The sequence below is a fragment of the Cupriavidus sp. C1SS-2L genome (genome assembly GCF_057073735.1).
This window is the reverse complement of record NZ_CP172708.1, coordinates 2,164,106-2,182,253: the sequence shown is the minus strand read 5'-3', so window position 1 is coordinate 2,182,253 and position 18,148 is coordinate 2,164,106. Positions and strand designations below refer to the sequence as shown.

Annotated in this window: 20 protein-coding genes; 12 read left to right on the top strand and 8 right to left on the bottom strand. The window is 63.6% G+C overall.

Annotated elements, in window-relative coordinates:
• The first annotated feature begins 89 nt into the window (after window positions 1–89).
• Window positions 90–842: a metalloprotease LoiP gene (gene loiP, locus ACIGJG_RS10110; protein ID WP_140949704.1), complete on the top strand. Its 753-nt coding sequence runs from the start codon at window positions 90–92 to the stop codon at window positions 840–842.
• A gap of 136 nt (window positions 843–978) precedes the next feature.
• Here the strand turns inward: loiP and ACIGJG_RS10105 are convergent, their stop codons facing one another.
• On the bottom strand, window positions 979–1,179 hold the full coding sequence (locus ACIGJG_RS10105) for a DUF3562 domain-containing protein (RefSeq protein ID WP_140949706.1): 201 nt from the start codon (window positions 1,177–1,179) through the stop codon (window positions 979–981).
• Between the two features lie 267 nt (window positions 1,180–1,446).
• On the opposite strand from ACIGJG_RS10105, the gene ACIGJG_RS10100 reads away from it, so the two are divergent.
• The 4 genes from ACIGJG_RS10100 to ACIGJG_RS10085 are packed head-to-tail and all read left to right on the top strand — an operon-like array spanning window position 1,447 to window position 5,526.
• Window positions 1,447–3,831, top strand: coding sequence for a HAMP domain-containing protein (locus ACIGJG_RS10100; RefSeq protein ID WP_483672290.1), 2,385 nt, complete (start codon window positions 1,447–1,449; stop codon window positions 3,829–3,831).
• A gap of 41 nt (window positions 3,832–3,872) precedes the next feature.
• Window positions 3,873–4,583: a methyl-accepting chemotaxis protein gene (locus tag ACIGJG_RS10095; protein ID WP_245001867.1), complete on the top strand. Its 711-nt coding sequence runs from the start codon at window positions 3,873–3,875 to the stop codon at window positions 4,581–4,583.
• On the top strand, window positions 4,580–5,113 hold the full coding sequence (locus tag ACIGJG_RS10090) for a hypothetical protein (RefSeq protein WP_220630744.1): 534 nt from the start codon (window positions 4,580–4,582) through the stop codon (window positions 5,111–5,113). The genes ACIGJG_RS10095 and ACIGJG_RS10090 overlap by 4 nt, the downstream gene beginning before the upstream one ends.
• Before the next feature lie 47 nt (window positions 5,114–5,160).
• Window positions 5,161–5,526: a response regulator gene (locus ACIGJG_RS10085; RefSeq protein WP_011298117.1), complete on the top strand. Its 366-nt coding sequence runs from the start codon at window positions 5,161–5,163 to the stop codon at window positions 5,524–5,526.
• A gap of 57 nt (window positions 5,527–5,583) precedes the next feature.
• Here the strand turns inward: ACIGJG_RS10085 and ACIGJG_RS10080 are convergent, their stop codons facing one another.
• Both ACIGJG_RS10080 and ACIGJG_RS10075 read right to left on the bottom strand, forming a co-directional pair.
• A complete protein-coding gene (locus ACIGJG_RS10080) occupies window positions 5,584–6,018 on the bottom strand; it encodes a universal stress protein (RefSeq protein ID WP_011298116.1) in 435 nt (144 codons plus the stop codon).
• A 185-nt stretch (window positions 6,019–6,203) separates the two neighbouring features.
• Window positions 6,204–7,154, bottom strand: a complete 951-nt coding sequence (locus ACIGJG_RS10075) for a LysR family transcriptional regulator (RefSeq protein ID WP_140949712.1) — start codon at window positions 7,152–7,154, stop codon at window positions 6,204–6,206.
• A 250-nt stretch (window positions 7,155–7,404) separates the two neighbouring features.
• Between ACIGJG_RS10075 and ACIGJG_RS10070 the strand changes: the two genes are divergently transcribed.
• The 3 genes from ACIGJG_RS10070 (at window position 7,405) to ACIGJG_RS10060 (ending at window position 10,392) form a co-directional block, all read left to right on the top strand.
• Entirely contained in the window at window positions 7,405–8,106 is a 702-nt protein-coding gene (locus ACIGJG_RS10070) for a haloacid dehalogenase type II (RefSeq protein ID WP_011298114.1), read from the top strand.
• A gap of 54 nt (window positions 8,107–8,160) precedes the next feature.
• A complete protein-coding gene (gene aceB / locus ACIGJG_RS10065; RefSeq protein ID WP_140949714.1) occupies window positions 8,161–9,747 on the top strand; it encodes a malate synthase A in 1,587 nt (528 codons plus the stop codon).
• Window positions 9,748–9,900: 153 nt separating this feature from the next.
• Window positions 9,901–10,392: a DUF3597 domain-containing protein gene (locus tag ACIGJG_RS10060; RefSeq protein ID WP_011298112.1), complete on the top strand. Its 492-nt coding sequence runs from the start codon at window positions 9,901–9,903 to the stop codon at window positions 10,390–10,392.
• 80 nt (window positions 10,393–10,472) lie between these two features.
• Here ACIGJG_RS10060 and ACIGJG_RS10055 read toward each other — a convergent pair whose 3' ends face one another.
• A complete protein-coding gene (locus ACIGJG_RS10055; protein ID WP_235679808.1) occupies window positions 10,473–10,925 on the bottom strand; it encodes an NAD(P)/FAD-dependent oxidoreductase in 453 nt (150 codons plus the stop codon).
• A gap of 258 nt (window positions 10,926–11,183) precedes the next feature.
• Between ACIGJG_RS10055 and ACIGJG_RS10050 the strand changes: the two genes are divergently transcribed.
• Both ACIGJG_RS10050 and ACIGJG_RS10045 read left to right on the top strand, forming a co-directional pair.
• A complete protein-coding gene (locus tag ACIGJG_RS10050; protein ID WP_220630742.1) occupies window positions 11,184–11,834 on the top strand; it encodes a DsbA family oxidoreductase in 651 nt (216 codons plus the stop codon).
• Between the two features lie 187 nt (window positions 11,835–12,021).
• Window positions 12,022–12,468 (top strand): PaaI family thioesterase, encoded by a 447-nt coding sequence (locus tag ACIGJG_RS10045; protein ID WP_011298110.1) that lies wholly within the window; start codon window positions 12,022–12,024, stop codon window positions 12,466–12,468.
• 27 nt (window positions 12,469–12,495) lie between these two features.
• Here the strand turns inward: ACIGJG_RS10045 and ACIGJG_RS10040 are convergent, their stop codons facing one another.
• The 4 genes from ACIGJG_RS10040 to ACIGJG_RS10025 all read right to left on the bottom strand — a co-directional run bounded on the left by ACIGJG_RS10040 (window position 12,496) and on the right by ACIGJG_RS10025 (window position 16,057).
• Window positions 12,496–13,353: a lysophospholipid acyltransferase family protein gene (locus tag ACIGJG_RS10040; protein WP_041679633.1), complete on the bottom strand. Its 858-nt coding sequence runs from the start codon at window positions 13,351–13,353 to the stop codon at window positions 12,496–12,498.
• A gap of 302 nt (window positions 13,354–13,655) precedes the next feature.
• Window positions 13,656–14,471 carry a MetQ/NlpA family ABC transporter substrate-binding protein gene (locus ACIGJG_RS10035; protein WP_011298108.1) on the bottom strand — a complete coding sequence of 272 codons (816 nt, stop codon included), beginning with the start codon at window positions 14,469–14,471 and terminating at the stop codon, window positions 13,656–13,658.
• Between the two features lie 418 nt (window positions 14,472–14,889).
• Window positions 14,890–15,297: a VOC family protein gene (locus ACIGJG_RS10030; RefSeq protein WP_483673071.1), complete on the bottom strand. Its 408-nt coding sequence runs from the start codon at window positions 15,295–15,297 to the stop codon at window positions 14,890–14,892.
• Between the two features lie 67 nt (window positions 15,298–15,364).
• Window positions 15,365–16,057 (bottom strand): SGNH/GDSL hydrolase family protein, encoded by a 693-nt coding sequence (locus ACIGJG_RS10025; RefSeq protein ID WP_483672289.1) that lies wholly within the window; start codon window positions 16,055–16,057, stop codon window positions 15,365–15,367.
• A 114-nt stretch (window positions 16,058–16,171) separates the two neighbouring features.
• Here ACIGJG_RS10025 and ACIGJG_RS10020 point away from each other — a divergent pair, with 114 nt between their 5' ends.
• Entirely contained in the window at window positions 16,172–16,642 is a 471-nt protein-coding gene (locus ACIGJG_RS10020) for an SRPBCC family protein (protein WP_011298105.1), read from the top strand.
• The gene (locus tag ACIGJG_RS10015; protein WP_483672288.1) at window positions 16,639–18,120 is read left to right on the top strand and encodes a DHA2 family efflux MFS transporter permease subunit; all 1,482 of its coding nucleotides are present in this window, start codon (window positions 16,639–16,641) and stop codon (window positions 18,118–18,120) included. Before ACIGJG_RS10020 ends, ACIGJG_RS10015 begins: the two co-directional genes overlap by 4 nt.
• Window positions 18,121–18,148 lie beyond the last annotated feature (28 nt).

Below are 18,148 nucleotides of genomic sequence, written 5' to 3'. Positions count from 1 at the left end.
ATAAAGTCCGGGTGCCCTGAATGACACATTCAAGGCACATCCGACACACATCCTCTTGCACGCTTGCCGTGCGTTGATCCCGCGACACCATGAAAGCAACTCTTCTCATTGCCCTCGCAGCAGCCGCCGCCGCGACCCTGGCCGGCTGCGCCGGCACCAACCTCGACGGCATGATGGCCGCCGGCAGCAGCCTGGCCAAGGCGGCTACGCTCAGCGACGCCGACGTCAAGAGCCTGTCCGACCAGGCCTGCGCTGAATCCGACAAGACCAACAAGATCGCCGCCTCCGGCAGCACGTATTCCAGACGCCTGGCCAAAGTCATGACGGGTCTGAAGAATTCGGATATGCCCAACGTGAACGCCAGGGTCTACATGACCAAGGACGTCAACGCGTGGGCGATGGCCAACGGTTGCGTGCGCGTGTACAGCGGCTTGATGGACATGATGACCGACGATGAGGTGCGCGGCGTGCTCGGCCACGAGATGGGCCACGTGGCGCTGGGCCACACGAAGAAGGCGATGCAGGTCGCCTACACGGCAACCGCGGCGCGTGGCGTGGCAGCGTCGGCCAGCAGCAGTGCGGTGGCCGCATTGTCGTCGTCGCAACTCGGCGAACTCGGCGAGAAGCTGATCAACGCGCAGTTCTCTCAGTCCCAGGAATCGGCGGCGGACGACTACTCGTTCGACCTGCTGACGAAGAACAAGGCCAGCAGAAGTGGGCTGGTAACGGCGTTCCAGAAGCTGGCCAAGCTCGATGGCGGCAAGTCCAGCATGTTCTCGTCGCATCCTGGATCGGATGCGCGCGCCCAGCATATTCAGGAGCGCATCAACAAGGGTGCGTAAGTACGGCGGCCCTGCAACGGCGGGTACGGCAACAACGCCACGCCCGTCCGCTCGCCCGCTTCGAGCTCTACGAGGCAAGACGCCTGGGCCGCAACCGCGTGGTGTGCTTGGCCTGGCGGCACAGCGCCTCAGCGCCTCAATGCAAGATGTGCTGGCCGTCCTTGATTTCCTGCCGGACACGCCGCGCCACCATCAACGGCAGATAGTCGCGGATGCGAGCCTGTGCGCTCAGATCCTCCATCGTGTGTTCGTACATGTCCGCGACCAGCGCCTCCGGGGCGTGGCATTCCTCGGCGATCTTGCGGATCAGTTGCTGCTTGCTGTCTGTCTTTATCATGGCCGTTCCTCCGCGACTGCCATCCAGATCAGCAATCTGACTCCGCCGGGCAAGGTCCTTTTTGACCTGGCGGTGCCTCTTCCCGAACGCCGCTGCCTGACCTGCAAGTTTCCGCTCCCGCGTTGCATAAGTAAAAAAAGTGACGCGTAGTCATGTCGCGGTAACACTTTGTCACAATAATTTGGCCCTGTCTTTCACCTCTCTTCTGACTTGCGCAATGCCGCAGGATCAGCTCGCAAACGCAGCATTGGGGCATTGCAGGTAGCTATGAGTATTCGTCATCGCATTACGCTGTTGATCATGCTGGCGTTCCTGTCGCTGGCCGGTATTGGCGGCTACGCCGTCTATCAGACGCGGGGCAGCGCCGCACAGGTCAGGGAAGTGACGGAAGGCGTCGTGCCGAGCGCGCTGGCGTCTGCCGATGTCGTCGCACTCGTCAAGGATGTGCAGCTTGCGACGATGGCGCTCGTGTATGCGCCCGATGCCGCGCTGGTGGCGCAAAGCCAGTCCGAACTGAAGGACCATCAGGCGGCGTTAAGCGTGGCGCTCGCAGCCCAGGCGGAGCACGCGCATACGCAGGCTCAGCGCGGACTGGTGGACCAGGCCAGGGAAAGCTTCGGCAATTACGCCGAGGCCATCCGCGAGACCGCGGAAATGAAAGCCGCCGGCCGCGATGAACTCGCGCAGGCCTTTCTGTTTGCCAACGTGGCGCGCTATCGCGACGAAATGGAAAAGATCGTTCAGACGCTTCGCGTGGAAAAGAACCGCGAGAAAGACGAGGCCATCATGGCACTGAACGGGCTGATGAGTACGACTACCACGGCGATCGGCGTGGTGAGCGGCATCGCAGTGCTGCTACTGGTTGGTGTCGGCATGGTGCTGTATCGCCAGATCGCTCGCCCGCTGACACGCATGCAGGCAATGATGAGCGAGATTGCGGACAGCCAGGATTTTTCGCGACGCGTACCGGTCGGCAGCGCGGACGAAATCGGCCGTTCGATCGTCGCGTTCAACAGCATGATCGAGAAGATCCAGGAGAACGCAGGCCTGCTGGGCCAGAAGACTACCGACATGCAGGCCATCCTGCAGAACATGCAGCAGGGCATCCTGACCGTGGTGCCGGGCGCCGTTGTTCATCCCGAGTACTCGAAGTTTCTCGAACAGATTCTGGAAACGCACGAGATCGAGGGCCGCCATGTCATGGAGCTGATCTTTGCGCACAGCGATATCAGCGCCGAGCTGGCGTCGCAGGTGGATGCTGCGATTGACGCCTGTCTAGGGCAGGACCTGATGAACTTCGACTTCAACGAGCATCTGCTCGTGAAGGAAGTCACGCGCCGCATGCCGGACGGGAGCGTGAAAGTGCTGGACCTGAGCTGGTCGCCGATCACCGACGAGTACGACAACATCGTGCGGCTGATGCTGTGCCTGCGCGATGTCACGCAACTGCGCAAGCTTGCCGCCGAAGCGAGCGAACAGAAGCAGGATCTCGAGATCATCGGTGAAATCCTCGCGGTGAACGAGGCATCGTTCAGCCGCTTCATGGAAAGCGCGGTCGGGTTTGCGCGCGAGAACGAGCGCATCCTGCGCCAGAACGTGCAGGCGGACATCGACGCGGTCAACGCGTTGTTCCGCAATATGCATACCGTGAAGGGCAATGCGCGCACGCACCAGTTCCGCCATATTGCCGAAGTCGCGCACGAGATCGAACAGTCTTACGACTCGCTGCGCAGCGCCGCCGCCCAGGGCAACTGGGACAAGGACCGCCTGCTCGACGAACTTGAGCGCGTGCATGACGCGCTGGGCCGTTATGCAATGATCAGCGAATCGCGGCTCGGGCGCAGCATGCAGGGCGGTGGTTCGGCGGTGGGCATGCCGTCTGCCGATGAAGAAGCCATCCGCGCGACGCTGGCGCTCGTGGAGCAATCTGATCCGACCAGCCTGCGCGAACTGGCTGCCATGCGTGATGCCGTGCACCGCAACCTGAGCTGCCTTGGGACAGTCAGCGTCGATCATGCGCTGTCGGGCGTGATCGACTCCCTGCCGTCGCTGGCCACGGAACTCGGCAAGGTCGCACCGGCTGTACAGGTCAATGGTGGCGGCCAACGCGTAGTGGCGAAGGCCGGCGCCGTGCTCACGGATGTCTTTACCCACCTGTTGCGCAATGCGCTCGACCACGGGATCGAGCAGCCCGACGTGCGCCGACTGGAGGGCAAGCCGGCTGCAGGCCGGATCACGGTCGATGTGATCACGGACGAACAGGGCCTGCGGGTAACGCTAGCCGATGACGGTCGCGGGCTCGGCCTTGGGCGCATCCGCAGCGTTGCCATCGCGCGCGGTTGGTTGCAAGCCAATCAGGCGTGCAGCGATGCGGCGCTTGCGCAGTTCATCTTCCGCGCCGGGTTTTCCACGGCGCAGAACGTGACGGCTGTTTCGGGTCGCGGTGTCGGCATGGAGGCGGTGCTGGCCTTCTTGCAGCGCGAGGGCGGCAACGTGAGCCTGCACTTTGCCGACGACAACGAAGGCGCGATGTTCAGGCCCTTCGAAACCATCGTGCGGCTGCCGCAACGCTACATCGTGGACGCCGCCGGACTTGAGGGCCGGCACCCGCAAGCGGACCGCGCGGCCGTACCGCAGCCGATGGAAGCGTAATCGATCTACGTATCAGTATCAGTGCAATGCGCAGACAGACTTTGACAGAGGGATCCGCCGGCCGTGCCGGCACGTGGGCCGCGCGATGCAAGACATGGTTCGGTGAAAGGCGCACCGTGCGCGCCACGGCAGCGCAGCCGGTGGTTGAGCCGCCGGTGTGGCACGACGATGGCGAGCGCGAGCGGCGCGAGGCTGCCGAACAGCGCGTGGCGCAGCTCGAGCAGGAACTTGCGCAGAGCCGGGAGGCTTTGACGGAGCAGTCCCGGCAGGCACGCCAGGCAGCCGAGGCGCTGCGCGGCGCGCAAGAGGCCGCGCGCAACGGGGCTGCGCATGCCGCCCGTATCGCTGCCGAAACGAACCGCCTGCGCGGCCTGGCCACGACCTTCGAGCGCTGGCACGAGCAGATGATCGCGCTGATGGCGCAGAACCGCGAGATGCACACCAAGAATGCGGAGCTCGCTTCTATCGTGCGACACGTGGTCATTGTCTCGCTGAACGCTTCGATCGAAGCCGCGCATGCCGGGCAGTTCGGCCGCGGCTTTGCGATCGTCGCTGGCGAAGTCAGGACGCTCGCGGCCCGGTCGGAAGCGCTGGCGCGCGGCTTCGGCGAATGCCTGCACAAGAACGACCTGTCCACCGCAGCGACGTTCCAGGATATCCAGGCCGGCGGCAAGATGATTACCGCATCGCTGAGCCAGGTCGAGTCGCTGGCCGGCCAACTCGTTTCCCTGTCTGGCAGGGCCGGGTCGTGATCAGCGCGAACGCAAGCGACAGCTTCGACCGGATCCTCCAGCACGCCGTGCGCAGCCGGCTGGTGATGGATGCCGCCGACCACTGCAACGTGGCGCGCGTCAGCACGGAAACCATGGAGACCGACGCGGATATCGTCACGTTCACGATTTCGGGCCTCGCGTTTCGGTTGCTGCTCCTGCTGCACCTGCCGGCGCGTGCACAGACGCGCCAGTACTTCGTGCGTGATACGGCCAGCGTGACGCCGCTGGAAGGCTTCCTGGAAATCGGCAATCTTTGCTGCGGCGCCATCAGCCAGGTGCTGTCCGCGTATTTCCCGGATCTGGGTATGTCCACGCCCTACGTGCTTGGCGCGCATTGCCTGTCGTACGTCGATGCGCTCGGCCCCCAAATGCTGGCCACCTATGCGGTGGTCATCAACGATGGGGTGCAGGTGGGTGTGACGCTGGCGGTGTGTGCCAATGGTCCGCTCGACTTCCAGGCCGAAGTCGCGGCGGAGACCGAGAGTGGCGGCGAGCTGGAATTGTTTTGACACGAAAATTGATACGAAAGTTGATGCAAAGGAAAGCGAGGCAATAAATGGGGAAGATTCTCGTAGTAGACGACTCGAGCACCGTGCGGGACGAGGTCGCCGGATTCCTGCGGCGCAATGGCCTGGATGTCGAGACTGCGGTGGACGGCAAGGACGGCCTCGCGAAGCTGCGTGGCCGTCAGGACATTCGCCTGGTGGTCAGTGATATCAATATGCCCGAGATGGATGGCCTGACCATGGTGGAAAAGATCCGCGGCGAACTGAAGAACGCCGGTGTCAACATCATCATGCTGACCACGGAAAGCAGCCCGGCCATGAAGGAACGCGGCAAGGCAGCCGGCGTGCGCGGCTGGATCGTCAAGCCGTTCAAGGGCGACGCCGTGCTTGAGACGTTCCGCAAGCTCGCGGCCTGAGCCAGAACGGCAGGGGCAGGACCGGGCCGTTGGCCTCGGTCCTGCCAGCGATCGAAATTAGCGATAAACGATCACCGGAATGTCGGTGTGCGTGAGCACCTTCTGGGTTTCCGAGCCCAGCAACAGCCCGGACAAGCCGCGCCGGCCGTGCGACGCCATGAAGATCACATCGCAGCCATGCCGCTCGGCCGCGTCGATGATGCCGAGATAAGGCACTGCAAACGTCGACATGTCGGTGTCAAACGTCACGCCCGCCGCCATGGCGAGGTTTTCCACTTCCTTCAGGTATAGCTTGGCCTGGTTCTCGATGCGGTCCTTGAAGGCCTGCGGTGCCTCGACCACGATCTCGCTGAACGGTGTGTATGGATACTCTTCCAGGCAGACATAGGCAGTGACGCGTGCGCCGATGGCCTTGGCTAGCTCCAGTCCGCCGTTGATTGCCTTCTTGGAGAGGTCGGAACCGTCGGTGGGGAGAAGGATGTGTTGGAACATGCGGGACTCCTTTCATGCGGGGGATGAGGGGAGGGCAGGCCCGGTTGCGACCTTCACAAGACTTTTGCTTGCGACCGGAAAGCGCCTGTCTGAAAACCATTGTAGACAGTGTGCCGAGTAGGGCATTGCGCTAAATCAATTGCAACAGAGTGCGATAGCGCACATCCTGCTCCCGCGTAGCTGCCTTATCCCGCCACTGCCGTCATGGCTGTCCGAGCCGGAGTCTGCTCAGTCCGGCGCCAGTAGGCCGGATTGCCGTAAGTGTTCTTCAGATGGTCGATAAACAAGCGCACGCGCAGCGGCAGGTGCTTGCGCTGCGGAAATACGGCGTGGATGCCGATCGGCGGCGCCTGGAACTCATCGAGCACTGTCACCAGCCGGCCGCTGGCGATTTCGCTGCCCACCTCCCACCACGAACGCCAGGCCAATCCATGCCCCTGCAGGCACCACTCGTGGAGCACGGCGCCGTCCGTGCATTCCATATCGCCGCCCACTTTGACCGTGACCGTACGGCCTTCCTGCTGGAATACCCAGCCGCGCTGGACATTGGCGCTCGCGCCGAACGCCAGGCAGTTATGGCCCTGCAGTTCTTCCGGCAGAACCGGAGTGCCTGCCCTTGCCAGATAGTCGGGTGATGCCACCACCACACGACGTGTTTCGGCGAGCCGGATGGAAACCAGGCTGGAATCCGGCAGATCGCCCAGCCGAATGGCGCAGTCAAAGCCTTCATTGACGAGATCGACGACGCGATCGGACAGATCCAGCGTAATCGTCACATCAGGGTGCGATTCGATAAACAGCGGCACGAGCGGCGCCACATGCTTGCGTCCGTAACCGGCCGGGGCCGTGACACGCAGGTGGCCGCTGGCCTTTACGCCACCGGCCGACACGCTGGCTTCCGCGTTGTGCAGGTCATTCAGGATGCGCTGGCAGTCTTCCAGGAAGGCTGAACCCTCGAAGGTCAGGCTGATCTTGCGCGTGGTGCGGATCAACAGCTTGACGCCCAGCCGCTCCTCCAGGGCATCGATGCGCCGTCCGATGATGGCGGGTGCCACCCCTTCGGCTCCCGCCGCGGCGGACAAGCTGCCGCGCGAGGCCACGGATACAAAAGTCTCCAGTTGTTTGAAATGGTCCACAAATGTTTGCCTGCGATGCCTGCGCGATCACCCGCACGGGCTGGTGGACGGGGATTTCACGCAAATGGGAGAGGATTGGTGTTTATTGTTCGATGAGTCAGCCAAGATTAGATGCCGAAAAGTAAAAGATCAAGTGACCCGGGCCCGCTTTGCCGCACTGCAGCGACTGCCTACAATGCGATGCATTCAATGGTGTACAGCCCCACGCAAACGCCTACGGCACAGCACATCTCCAGAAACCAGAGCGCCCATGACCAAGATCCGCGCAGTCGTCTTCGACGCCTACGGCACGCTGTTCGACGTGTATTCCGTCACGGCGCGCGCGGAACAGTTGTTCCCGGGCAAGGGTGAGGCACTGGCATTGCTGTGGCGCGAGCGCCAGATCGACTACACCCGCGTTCGCAGCATGGCCTCGCCCGACGGCAAGTACTACAAGCCGTTCTGGGCCCTGACGGTGGATTCGCTGCGCTACGCCGCAGAGCGGCTGCGCGTGACGCTGGACGAGGCGACCGAGGCGCAATTGCTTAAGGAATACGCCTGCCTGTCCGCGTTCCCGGAGAACCTGGGTGCGCTCAAGCGACTGCGACGCGCGGGCCTGCCGCTCGGCATCCTGTCCAACGGCAATGCCGAGATGCTGGACATTTCGGTCAAGAGTGCCGGCATGCACGGGCTGTTTGACCACGTGCTGTCCGTGGATGCCGTGCGCCAGTACAAGACGGCACCGGCGGCCTATGCGCTCGGGCCGAAGGCATTCGACCTGCCGGCAGAAGACATCCTCTTTGTCTCGTCGAATGGGTGGGATGCCTGCGGCGCGACCTGGTTTGGCTACACCACGTTCTGGATCAACCGTGCCGGCCACCCGGCGGAGCGCCTTGACGTAGCGCCCTCCGGCACCGGGCACGATATGAACGACCTGCTCGATTTCGTCCGCGCCAAAGGCGTGGAAATCTAAACGGCAACGAGCGGTCAACCCTCTAACAAGCTATCGACTAACAGGAGAAGACTGATGGCTATCACGCTGCCCGCGGGCATGAAGATTACCGGCGAGATCCTGCCGGCCTACGAAGATATCCTCACGCCGGAAGCCCTGGCCCTGGTAGACAAACTGCACCGCGCCTTCGAGCCGCGCCGTCAGGAACTGCTGGCCGCGCGCGTGGAACGCGCCAAGCGCCTGGACGCTGGCGAAGTGCCCGATTTCCTGCCGGAAACCAAGCACATCCGCGAAGGCGACTGGAAGGTTGCCCCGATCCCCAAGGCCCTGGAATGCCGCCGCGTGGAAATCACCGGTCCGGTCGAGGCCAAGATGGTCATCAACGCCTTCAACTCGGGCGCTGACAGCTACATGACCGACTTCGAGGACTCCAACACCCCGAACTGGCACAACCAGATGCAGGGTCAGGTGAACCTGAAGGCTGCCGTGCGCCGCACGCTGACGCTGGAATCGAAGGGCAAGCAATACAAGCTCAACGACAAGATCGCTACGCTGCAGGTGCGTCCCCGTGGCTGGCACCTCGACGAAAAGCACGTCACGATCGACGGCAAGCGCGTCTCGGGCGGCATCTTCGACTTCGCGCTGTTCCTGGTCCACAACGCCAAGGAGCAAATCGCCCGCGGCGACGGCCCGTTCTTCTACCTGCCGAAGATGGAGAGCCATCTGGAAGCACGCCTGTGGAACGATATCTTCGTGATGGCCCAGAACGAGATCGGCCTGCCGCAAGGCACGATCAAGGCCACGGTGCTGATCGAAACCATCCTCGCCGCGTTCGAAATGGATGAAATCCTGTACGAACTGCGCGAGCACAGCGCTGGGCTGAACGCCGGCCGCTGGGACTACATCTTCTCGTGCATCAAGAAGTTCAAGAACGACAAGAACTTCTGCCTGGCCGACCGCGCCAAGGTCACCATGACCGCGCCGTTCATGCGCGCGTACGCACTGCTGCTGCTGAAGACCTGCCACTATCGCGGCGCGCCCGCCATGGGCGGCATGAGCGCACTGATCCCGATCAAGAACGATCCGGAGAAGAACGCCATCGCCATGCAGGGCATCATCAACGACAAGAAGCGCGACGCGACCGACGGCTACGACGGCGGCTGGGTGGCTCACCCGGGCCTGGTCGAGCCCGCCATGAAGGAATTCGTGGCTGTGCTCGGCGACAAGCCGAACCAGTTCGAGAAGCAGCGTCCGGACGTGAACGTGAAGGGTTCGGACCTGCTGGACTTCCAGCCGGAAACGCCGATCACCGAAGGCGGCCTGCGCATGAACATCAACGTGGGCATCCACTACCTGGGCGCCTGGCTGGCCGGCAACGGCTGCGTGCCGATCCACAACCTGATGGAAGATGCGGCCACCGCCGAAATCTCGCGCTCGCAGGTGTGGCAATGGATCCGCTCGCCGAAGGGCAAGCTGGAAGACGGCACCAAGGTCACGGCCGAACTCGTGCGCAAGCTGATTCCGGAAGAACTGGCCAAGGTGAAGGCTGAAGTCGGCGGCGAGACCAAGACGTACGACCGCGCTGCGGAAATCTTCGAGCAGATGTCGACGTCGGAAGACTTTGCCGAATTCCTGACGCTGCCGCTGTACGAAGAAGTCTGAGCCTGTAGCGGCTTAAGGCAGGGCTTAAGGCAGTGAAAAAACCCGCGGTGAGAGCCGCGGGTTTTTGTTTGAGTAGTGGTATTGCCGGGCCGGCTGACGACAGGGAATGAAAGTTGCACGGAACGCTCTCGTCAATCTGAACAGGGAGCTGACATGAGCATCTTCAAGGACATCCTGAACAAGCTGTTGCACCGGGGCCAGTCCGCGCAAACGCAGACACAAGCGCAGACCGGCACTGCGACCGCCACGCCTGGCACGACACCCAGTGCTACCACCGGGACGACGTCGCCCTCAGCGAGCCCGCAGGCACCGTCCGCTGGCGCAGTGCCACCGGCAGGCAGCACGGCGCCATCTGGAACGACGGCAAGCCAGCAGCAGCCGCTCTCGCAAGTCGACGTGGAGGCCGTCATGGACAAGGCTGCCAATGATTCGGGCCAGGCGCTCAGCTGGCGGACATCCATTGTCGACACGCTCAAGGCACTGGGCGTCGACAGCAGCCTCGAACATCGCAAGGCACTTGCGAAAGAGCTGAACTACTCGGGCGACACCAACGACTCGGCAGCGATGAACACCTGGCTCCACAAGCGCGTGATGCAGGAACTCGCTGCAAACGGCGGCAAGCTGCCGAAGGACCTGACCGACTGACCGGACTAACCGTTTTGCACGGCCCTGAAAAACTGCGCTACGTGTTCTGCAATGCGCAACGTTACCGGGGGCTGACGGCATCAAAGCGGGTCGCGCAGCTTGTAGTACCACATGCCGAGCACCAGTGCCGGCGTTCGCAAGGCATCGCCGCCCGGAAAGCGGCGATGCCGGATGCGCGCGAACACATCGAACCGCGTGGCATCCCCGCTGACGGCTTCGGCCATCAGCTTTCCCGCCATGCCCGCGAACACCACGCCATGCCCGGAGAAGCCTTGCGCGTAGTAAAGGCATTTGCCGATACGGCCGAGGTCGGGTGCGCGGTTCATGGGGATGTCGATAAAGCCGCCCCAGGCATATTCGATCTGCAGATCGGCCGTCTGCGGAAATACCCTGACCATGCGTGAACGGATGCGCTCCACAAGGTTGCGCGGCGGGCGCGCGCTGAACGTCTCGCCGGCGCCGAACAGCAGCCGGCGATCCGCGCTGAGGCGGAAGTCATCGACGATGAGGTTGTTGTTCGAGGCGGCAGCCATGGCCGGTCGATCGCCCGTTCGCCCTCGGCCCCGAACCCGACGATTGCCTGGCCGCCGTTACGCCCCGAGGCACCCCACCCGATTCGTTGCGGTCCAGTCCCCATACACGCCGACGACCTCGCCCAGGTAGGGGCTGGCAACACGCAACACCGTTTCGTGTTTGAGGACCGTCAATTCCCTGCGTCAGCAAGGTCTAGCGATTCGCGATACCCTGTCCGCCACTGTTACTCCACGAATCGCGTTCCCGTCACAAACACCATGACCCAACCGCTCCGCATCGACTTCGTTTCCGATATCTCCTGCCCGTGGTGTGCCATTGGGCTGTCTTCGTTGCAGCTTGCGCTGTCGCGCCTTGGCGATGCGGTCGACGCCGAGATCGCCGTCCATCCGTTCGAACTGAATCCCGACATGGGTCCCGGCGGTGAGACGATCGTCGAGTACCTCGGCAAGAAGTACGGGCGCACTCCTGAGCAAGTTGCCGAGACGCAGGCGATGATTCGCGATCGTGGGGCTGCGGTGGGCTTTGCGTTCGGGCCGCGCACGCGTGTCTACAACACGTTCGATGCGCATCGGCTGCTGCATTGGGCAGGGCTCGAAGGTCGCCAGCTTCCGCTCAAGCTGGCACTGCTGAAGGCCTACCATGGCGACGGCCGGGATCCCAGTGACCATGATGTGCTGGTCGATGTTGCGGAGTCGGTAGGGCTCGATGGCGCGCGGGCGCGCGAGGTGCTGCAGGGCGGCGACTATGCCGATGAGGTGCGCGAGGCGGAACGCGAAAACCAGTCGATGGGCATCAGTTCTGTGCCTGCCATCATCTTCAACCGCCGTTACCTGGTGACGGGCGGACAGCCGGTGGAAGCCTTCGAGCAGGCGATCCAAAGCATCCTGGCGGAAACCGCAAAGGAATAAGGGATTCACGCGGACAAAAGGGACCGTTCGCGAAATCCGGCTTTACGCGCAGGGGCAAATCGCCGGAAGTTACGCTCTTGCTGTCGCGCGATAGCAAACGGGCCTGCGCTTCCTGAAGGGGCGGCCCGGCGTGCCCCTGTAGCTTGCAAGGCGTGCGCTTCCCCAAGAAGCAGCGCCGATTCATGAAATGAAAGATCCATTCTCCGAAACCGCCACTGCTGCGGATGTTGTTTCGTGCGACGAGCGCGGCCGATTCAGCCTCGATAATCCTGCGCTGGAAAGTGTCGGTGTCCGCATTACCCAATGGCGCCGCGATTACGTGGAGCTGGAGCTCGACGTCGCGCCCCATATGCTAAACCGCAGCCGTGTCATTCACGGCGGCACCATCTGCACGTTGCTGGATGCTGCGACCGGTTATTCGGGCCTGTACTCGCCGCCCGGCGAAGCGCCGTTGCACGCCGTCACGTTGTCGCTGACGTCAAACTTCCTGAGCAACGGGACAGGCAAGCTGCTGACCGCGAAAGGCATGGTCGAGCGGCGTGGCCGTTCGATCTTCTTCTCGCGCGCGGAGGTCTGGCTGGACGAAGAAACGCTCGTCGCCACGGGCGTGGCGACGATGAAATACCTCAAGTGAGCGAGGAATGCGCCGCGAGCGCAGTCGTCACGCGGCGTTTGCGGTCTCCGTGCTGTTCGCGCTCGGCGCTTGCGTGCCGGACGGTACCTTGTAGCGGTTGTAACCCCACAGATACTGCTCGGGGAATCGGCGAATCATTTCCTCGACCTCGGCATTGATCCACGCTGCCTGTTCTTCCGCGGTCGGCGGCATCGGCGCCGTCAGTCGCTTCACATGCATGCGCCAGCCGCGCCCATGCGGCAGCCGCTCGCCGGCGGCGATGATCAATGGCGCACCAGTTTGGGATGCCAGCTTGCACGGCAAGGTGATCGTATAGGCTTTGCGGCCGAAGAAGGGCACCCACACGCCATCGCCCTTGGGGGCCTGGTCGGGCAACAGACCGACCGCCTCGCCCTGCCGCAATGCGCGTACGAACGCACGTACCCCCTGTGCGGTCGCCGGAAACGCCTTCAGGTTCGACGTTTCGCGCACGGAGTCGAGCAATTCCCGAAACACTGCCTTGCGGTGCGGCCGGAACATGATCGTCAACGAGATGCGTTCCGCGGCATAGCGGGCCGCCAGTTCGAAGCATCCCAGGTGAGGCGTAAGCATGACGAGACCACGGCCTTCGGCGAGCGTTTGCTCGATCACGTCCCAGTCTTCGCAGATGACCTTCTCCATACAGTCCGCGCTGCGAAACCAGACATGGGCCAGTTCGGTCATCATCGCACCGGTTTCGGCCGCCGCGCGGCGTGCGAAAGCAGGCCCCGGATATCCGGCTTGGGCCGCATTCTGTTGCACATGCTGGCGGTACCGGCCCGGCAGGGCATAGACGAGCCGTCCCAACATGCGTCCGACTGCATGGGCGACCGGCAGCGGCAGCGCGGCAACGAGCCGTACCACCATGGAAAGAGGGCTGCGTGAGGAAGGCTGGCGCGGGGAGTCGGTCACGCGAGCGTCTCCCTTTTCAGCGTGAAATCATTGGCGCGGCGGAACATGCGGGCCTCTCGCGTTGAAGGGCGCTCACTGTACCACGCATCGGTTTGCGGGCCCGGGTTTTGGCAGGAGACACGGTGCGCTTGCACGGCACGTACATGGTCGCAATCGTGGGGGATTTGCCGTGGCGTACGGGACCGGATCATGATGTTCGATGCTTGATCCGGTCCCGTATGGCTATCAGTCCATCAGGACATCACTCCGTCGTTCCATCAGAACGAAGGGACCATCGCGCCCTTGAACTGGGTCTTCATGAACTGCTTGACGTCTTCCGACTGATAAGCCGCCACCAGCTTCTTCACCCACGGCTTGTCCTTGTCCTGCGTGCGAACGACGATGATGTTGGCGTACGGGCTGTGGATGTCTTCCAGGGCGATTGCATTCCTGGTCGGCTGGAGGCCGGCGGCCAGCGCGTAGTTGGTGTTGATGACGGCGGCGCCGACGTCGGGCAGGGCGCGAGCAAGCTGGGCGGCGTCCAGCTCCACGATCTTCAGTTTCTTCGGGTTCTCGGCGACGTCCAGCGGGGTCGCGTTGGCGCCGTTTGTGCCTGCGCCGGCCTTGAGCTTGATCACGCCCTGTGCCTGGAGCAGCAGCAGGGCACGGTTCTCGTTCGACGGGTCATTCGGCACGGCAACCTTGGCGCCCTGCGCCAGATCCTTCGGCGACTTCAGGTTCTTCGAGTAGATGCCCAGTGGCGAGATGTAGGTGTAGCCCACGCTAACCATCTTGTAGCCGCGCTGCTTGATCTGGCTGTCGAGGTAAGGCTGGTGCTGGAAGCTGTTGGCGTCGAGGTCGCCGGCATCCAGTGCGGCGTTCGGCTGCACGTAGTCGTTAAATTCCACGACCTTCACGTTCAGGCCATTCTTCTTGGCCGCTTTCTGCACGACTTGCCAGACTTCAGCGTCCGGCCCGCTCACGGTACCCACGCGAATAGTCTGTTCCTGGGCCGAGGCGTTGCCGGCGGCGGCAATGAAACCTACGGCGGACACGGCAACCGCCAGACGCTTGTAAAGGGAGATGCTGCGCATAGGAGAGTTTGGATGTTATTGGAAGCTTGTGGCTTGAAAGGCGCCTGGCCCCGGTCCGTGTAGGGTGGGGCGGGCGAGGCCAAAGATTAACGCAATTGCGTACAAACGGGGTGGCGCAGGGGATTTTGGCGTCTATTTGTTTTTCATATGCTTATGAATTCAAGCATCAGGCTCGGCTTGGCATTTAATGCTGCCCGGGTTGTCCTGCCACTGGAGATACTCGTCGTCGACGTTGGCGAAATCGCCGAGAGCTAGCGTGTCTTCACCCGCGGCGGAAATTGCCCGACTGGCCGTAGCCCAGCCTTGCCCGAGCGTGGGCCAGGGAGGGCAGTGTCGTTGGGTTTCATTCGATCTTCTGAGGAAGGGATTGTCACTACGGAATCCGCATCGTTGCGGACTAGGAATATAGCAACGCAGCTTAGTGCCGCGCCGCCCCATACCCCTCACCCTTCCACTCAATAAAACAGAGCCCATGCCCGAACGGGTCCGACAGCGTCGCCTGCCGGCCCCAGTCGAACTCCTGCGGCCAGTCCTCGATCTTCGCACCGGCTTCCAGCGCGCGCTCGATGGCGGCTTCGAGGTTGTCCACGACAAAATCGAGATGCACCGGCGTCCAGTGCCGGCGGTAGTCGCGCCGGGTATCGGCGCGCGAGGTCGGGCGCGTGCCGGCCGGCTTGACGAGCAGATAGATGGGCGTGGCACCGCCCGTCATTTCTGCGACGGTATCGTCAAACAGCTTGCGGCTCAGGCGCAGGCCCAGTCCTTCCTGGTAGAAGCCGATGCCGCGCGGCAGGTCATCGACGTCGACGTTGATCAACAACTGCATCATGGTCTCCTGACAGCTTCGGGGGATTTGCCGCCTCATTGTGCGCCCGCGCTCCTGACAGCTGCTGTCAGGAGGGATGTCCCGAGGATTCAGCGAGCAGCGCACGAACGACCGGTTGCAGGGCATCGCCCAGGGCGACATGGGCATCGGCGTCAAGGTGTACGCCGTCGACGGCACTGCTCTGGATCACGGTGCCCGCATCGAACAGCGCACAGTCGACAGTGGCGCACAGTTCGCGCAGCGCCCCGGGCAGGCCTGCCCACTTGTGTTCGCCGCTGGCGAACTTGGGCGCGAGCGGCCCGCAGGGCGTGCGGATCGGCGGCGGCACCACCACCAGGATCGGCGGCGTCGGCATTCCCGGTTCGATCGGCGCTGTCCGGATGGCGTGGACCAGCGCGCCGACGCCCTGTGCCGCATGCCAGGCGTTGTGCGGATGCATGGACTGGAAATCGTTGTTGCCCAGCATCAAAACCACGAGCGCCAGCGGGGAATGGATCTCGATGCGCTGCGCCAGCCCTTGCAAGCCGTTGCGGCCCGGTTTGAACGGGTCGTCCCAGACGGTGCGCCGGCCGTTCAGGCAGTCCTCGATGATGCGGACCGGGGCGCCGCCGTCGGCGTTCAGGCCGAGTTCGAGCCGGCCTGGCCAGCGAACCGGGAAGGGAAGCCGCCGGCGGGTGCCAGGCACGATGCCCCACGAAAGCGAATCGGCATAGACCAGGATTTGCAGCGGATCGACTTCAGACGGCGCGGTCAATGGCATGCGAAGGGCTCCTTCAGGCGCGTGGCGCGGATGCTGCGCTGCGCAGTGAAATGGTACTGACGAACCAGCCGGACACCTCATAATATCGATTACATCAGAACACGGAGAAATAAGTTGCGTTTCGAGCACTTGGTAGAGATCAACGATCCAGGCAATCCTCAACTGGATCCGCTCACGCCTGACCAGCTCTGGCAAGGGTTGGTCCTGCGCGCCGAGTCGCCCGAACTGTTCGTGCTGGGCCTGGACCGCGCCGAAGTCGTCGGGCGCGGCGAAGGCTGGATCGACCGGGTGCTGCATTTCGGGGCTGCGAAGATCCATGACCGCGTGGTGTTCGAGCCGCGACGCCAGGTCCGCTACGAGACCGCTGCCACCGCCGAACACGCCGGCGGCACGCTGACGATGGTGATCGAGACGCCCGCGGCGGACGCGCTGCTGCTGCGCTTCGTGTACGACACGACCATGCCGGCCGTAGATGCCAGCGGCGACGACCGCTACGCCGAGATCGTCAAATCCGCCTATCACGAGGCGGACATCGACACCGTCCGCAAGATCCGCGAGATCGCCGCCACGGGGCGCCTGGGGTGAGCCGCGCTCCGCAAGCGCCGGAAGATTCCGGCGGCGGGTCGGGCGGACCGACCCGGGCGGCGCTGCGCGCGCGCTACGGCGACCGCCTGCGCTGGCTGGTACTGCTCACGCTGATGCTTGGGACGATGTCGTCCATCGTCTCTTCCACCATCATCAACGTGGCTATTCCCGACCTGAGCCGCCATTTCGTGCTGGGACAGGAACGCGCACAATGGGTCGCGGCCAGTTTCATGATCGCCATGACGCTGGCGATGCTGCTAACCCCGTGGCTGCTCAACCGGTACGGCCTGCGGCGGACGTTTCTGGGCGCGCTGGCGCTGCTGGGCGTAGGCGGGGCGGTAGGCGGGCTCTCGCCGACCTACGGCGTGATGATCGCGATGCGCGTGGCGGAAGGCGCCGCCGCGGGCATCATGCAGCCGCTGCCCAACATCCTCGTACTGCGTGTCTTCGACGAACGCGAGCAGGGCAAGGCCATGAGCCTGTTCGGTTTCGGCGTGGTGCTGGCGCCCGCGCTGGGTCCGAGTCTGGGCGGTTTCCTTGTCGAGGCCTTCGGCTGGCGCTCGATCTTCTTTGTGGTGGTTCCATTGACGCTCCTCGGCGCAGTCATGGCGCGTCGCTTCATGGCCGTCGACTCGATCATGATGGGCGAACGCAAGCCGCTGGACTGGCGCGGGCTAGCGCTGGCCGGTGTCGCCACGGTCTGCCTGTTGAACGGGCTCGTGGAAATGCGCGAAAGCGTGGGCGCCGGGCTGGCGCTGGCCGGTCTGGGCGTGGTGCTGATCGTGGTGTTCGTGATGTGGCAGCTGCGCGCGGCCGATCCGCTGATGGACATGCGGCTCTACAGCTACCGCCAGTTCTCGGCGGGCGCGGTGGTCGCGTTCATCTACGGCGCCGGCCTGTTCGGTTCGACCTACCTGCTGCCGGTGTACATGCAGATGGCGCTGAGCTATACGCCGTCGCGCGCGGGCCTGGTGCTGCTGCCGGCCGGCATTGCGCTTGGGATTACGATCGCTGTGGCGGGACGCTTCACGCATCGCGTATCGCCGCACTTGCAGGTGTCGTTGGGACTGGCGCTGCTGGCGCTGTCGTTCCTGCTGATGGCGACGGGTTCGCCGTCCACGCCGTACCTGGTGCTGGTGGCGCTGGCGGTGCTGGGCCGAATCGGGCTCGGTTGCATCCTGCCGTCGCTGACGCTGGGCTCCATGCGCGGTGTGGACTTCTCGCTGATTGCGCAAGGATCTAGCTGCATCAACTTCGTGCGCCAGCTTGGCGGGGCGATCGGCGTCAGCCTGGCCGGCGTGGGCCTGCAATGGCGGCTGAACCAGCACGGCGTGGCGCTGGGGCAGGGCGGCGACGTGCTGGCGCAAGCCGCGCGTATCCGCGCGTTCGATGAAACCTTCCTGGCCGTAGGCCTGGTGATCGCCACGGCCATTCTTGCGTCCTGGCGCATCCGGCCGAAGCCGGTGCCAGGAGCTTGAGGCGGGGCGCCGTCTGCTGGAACGGACG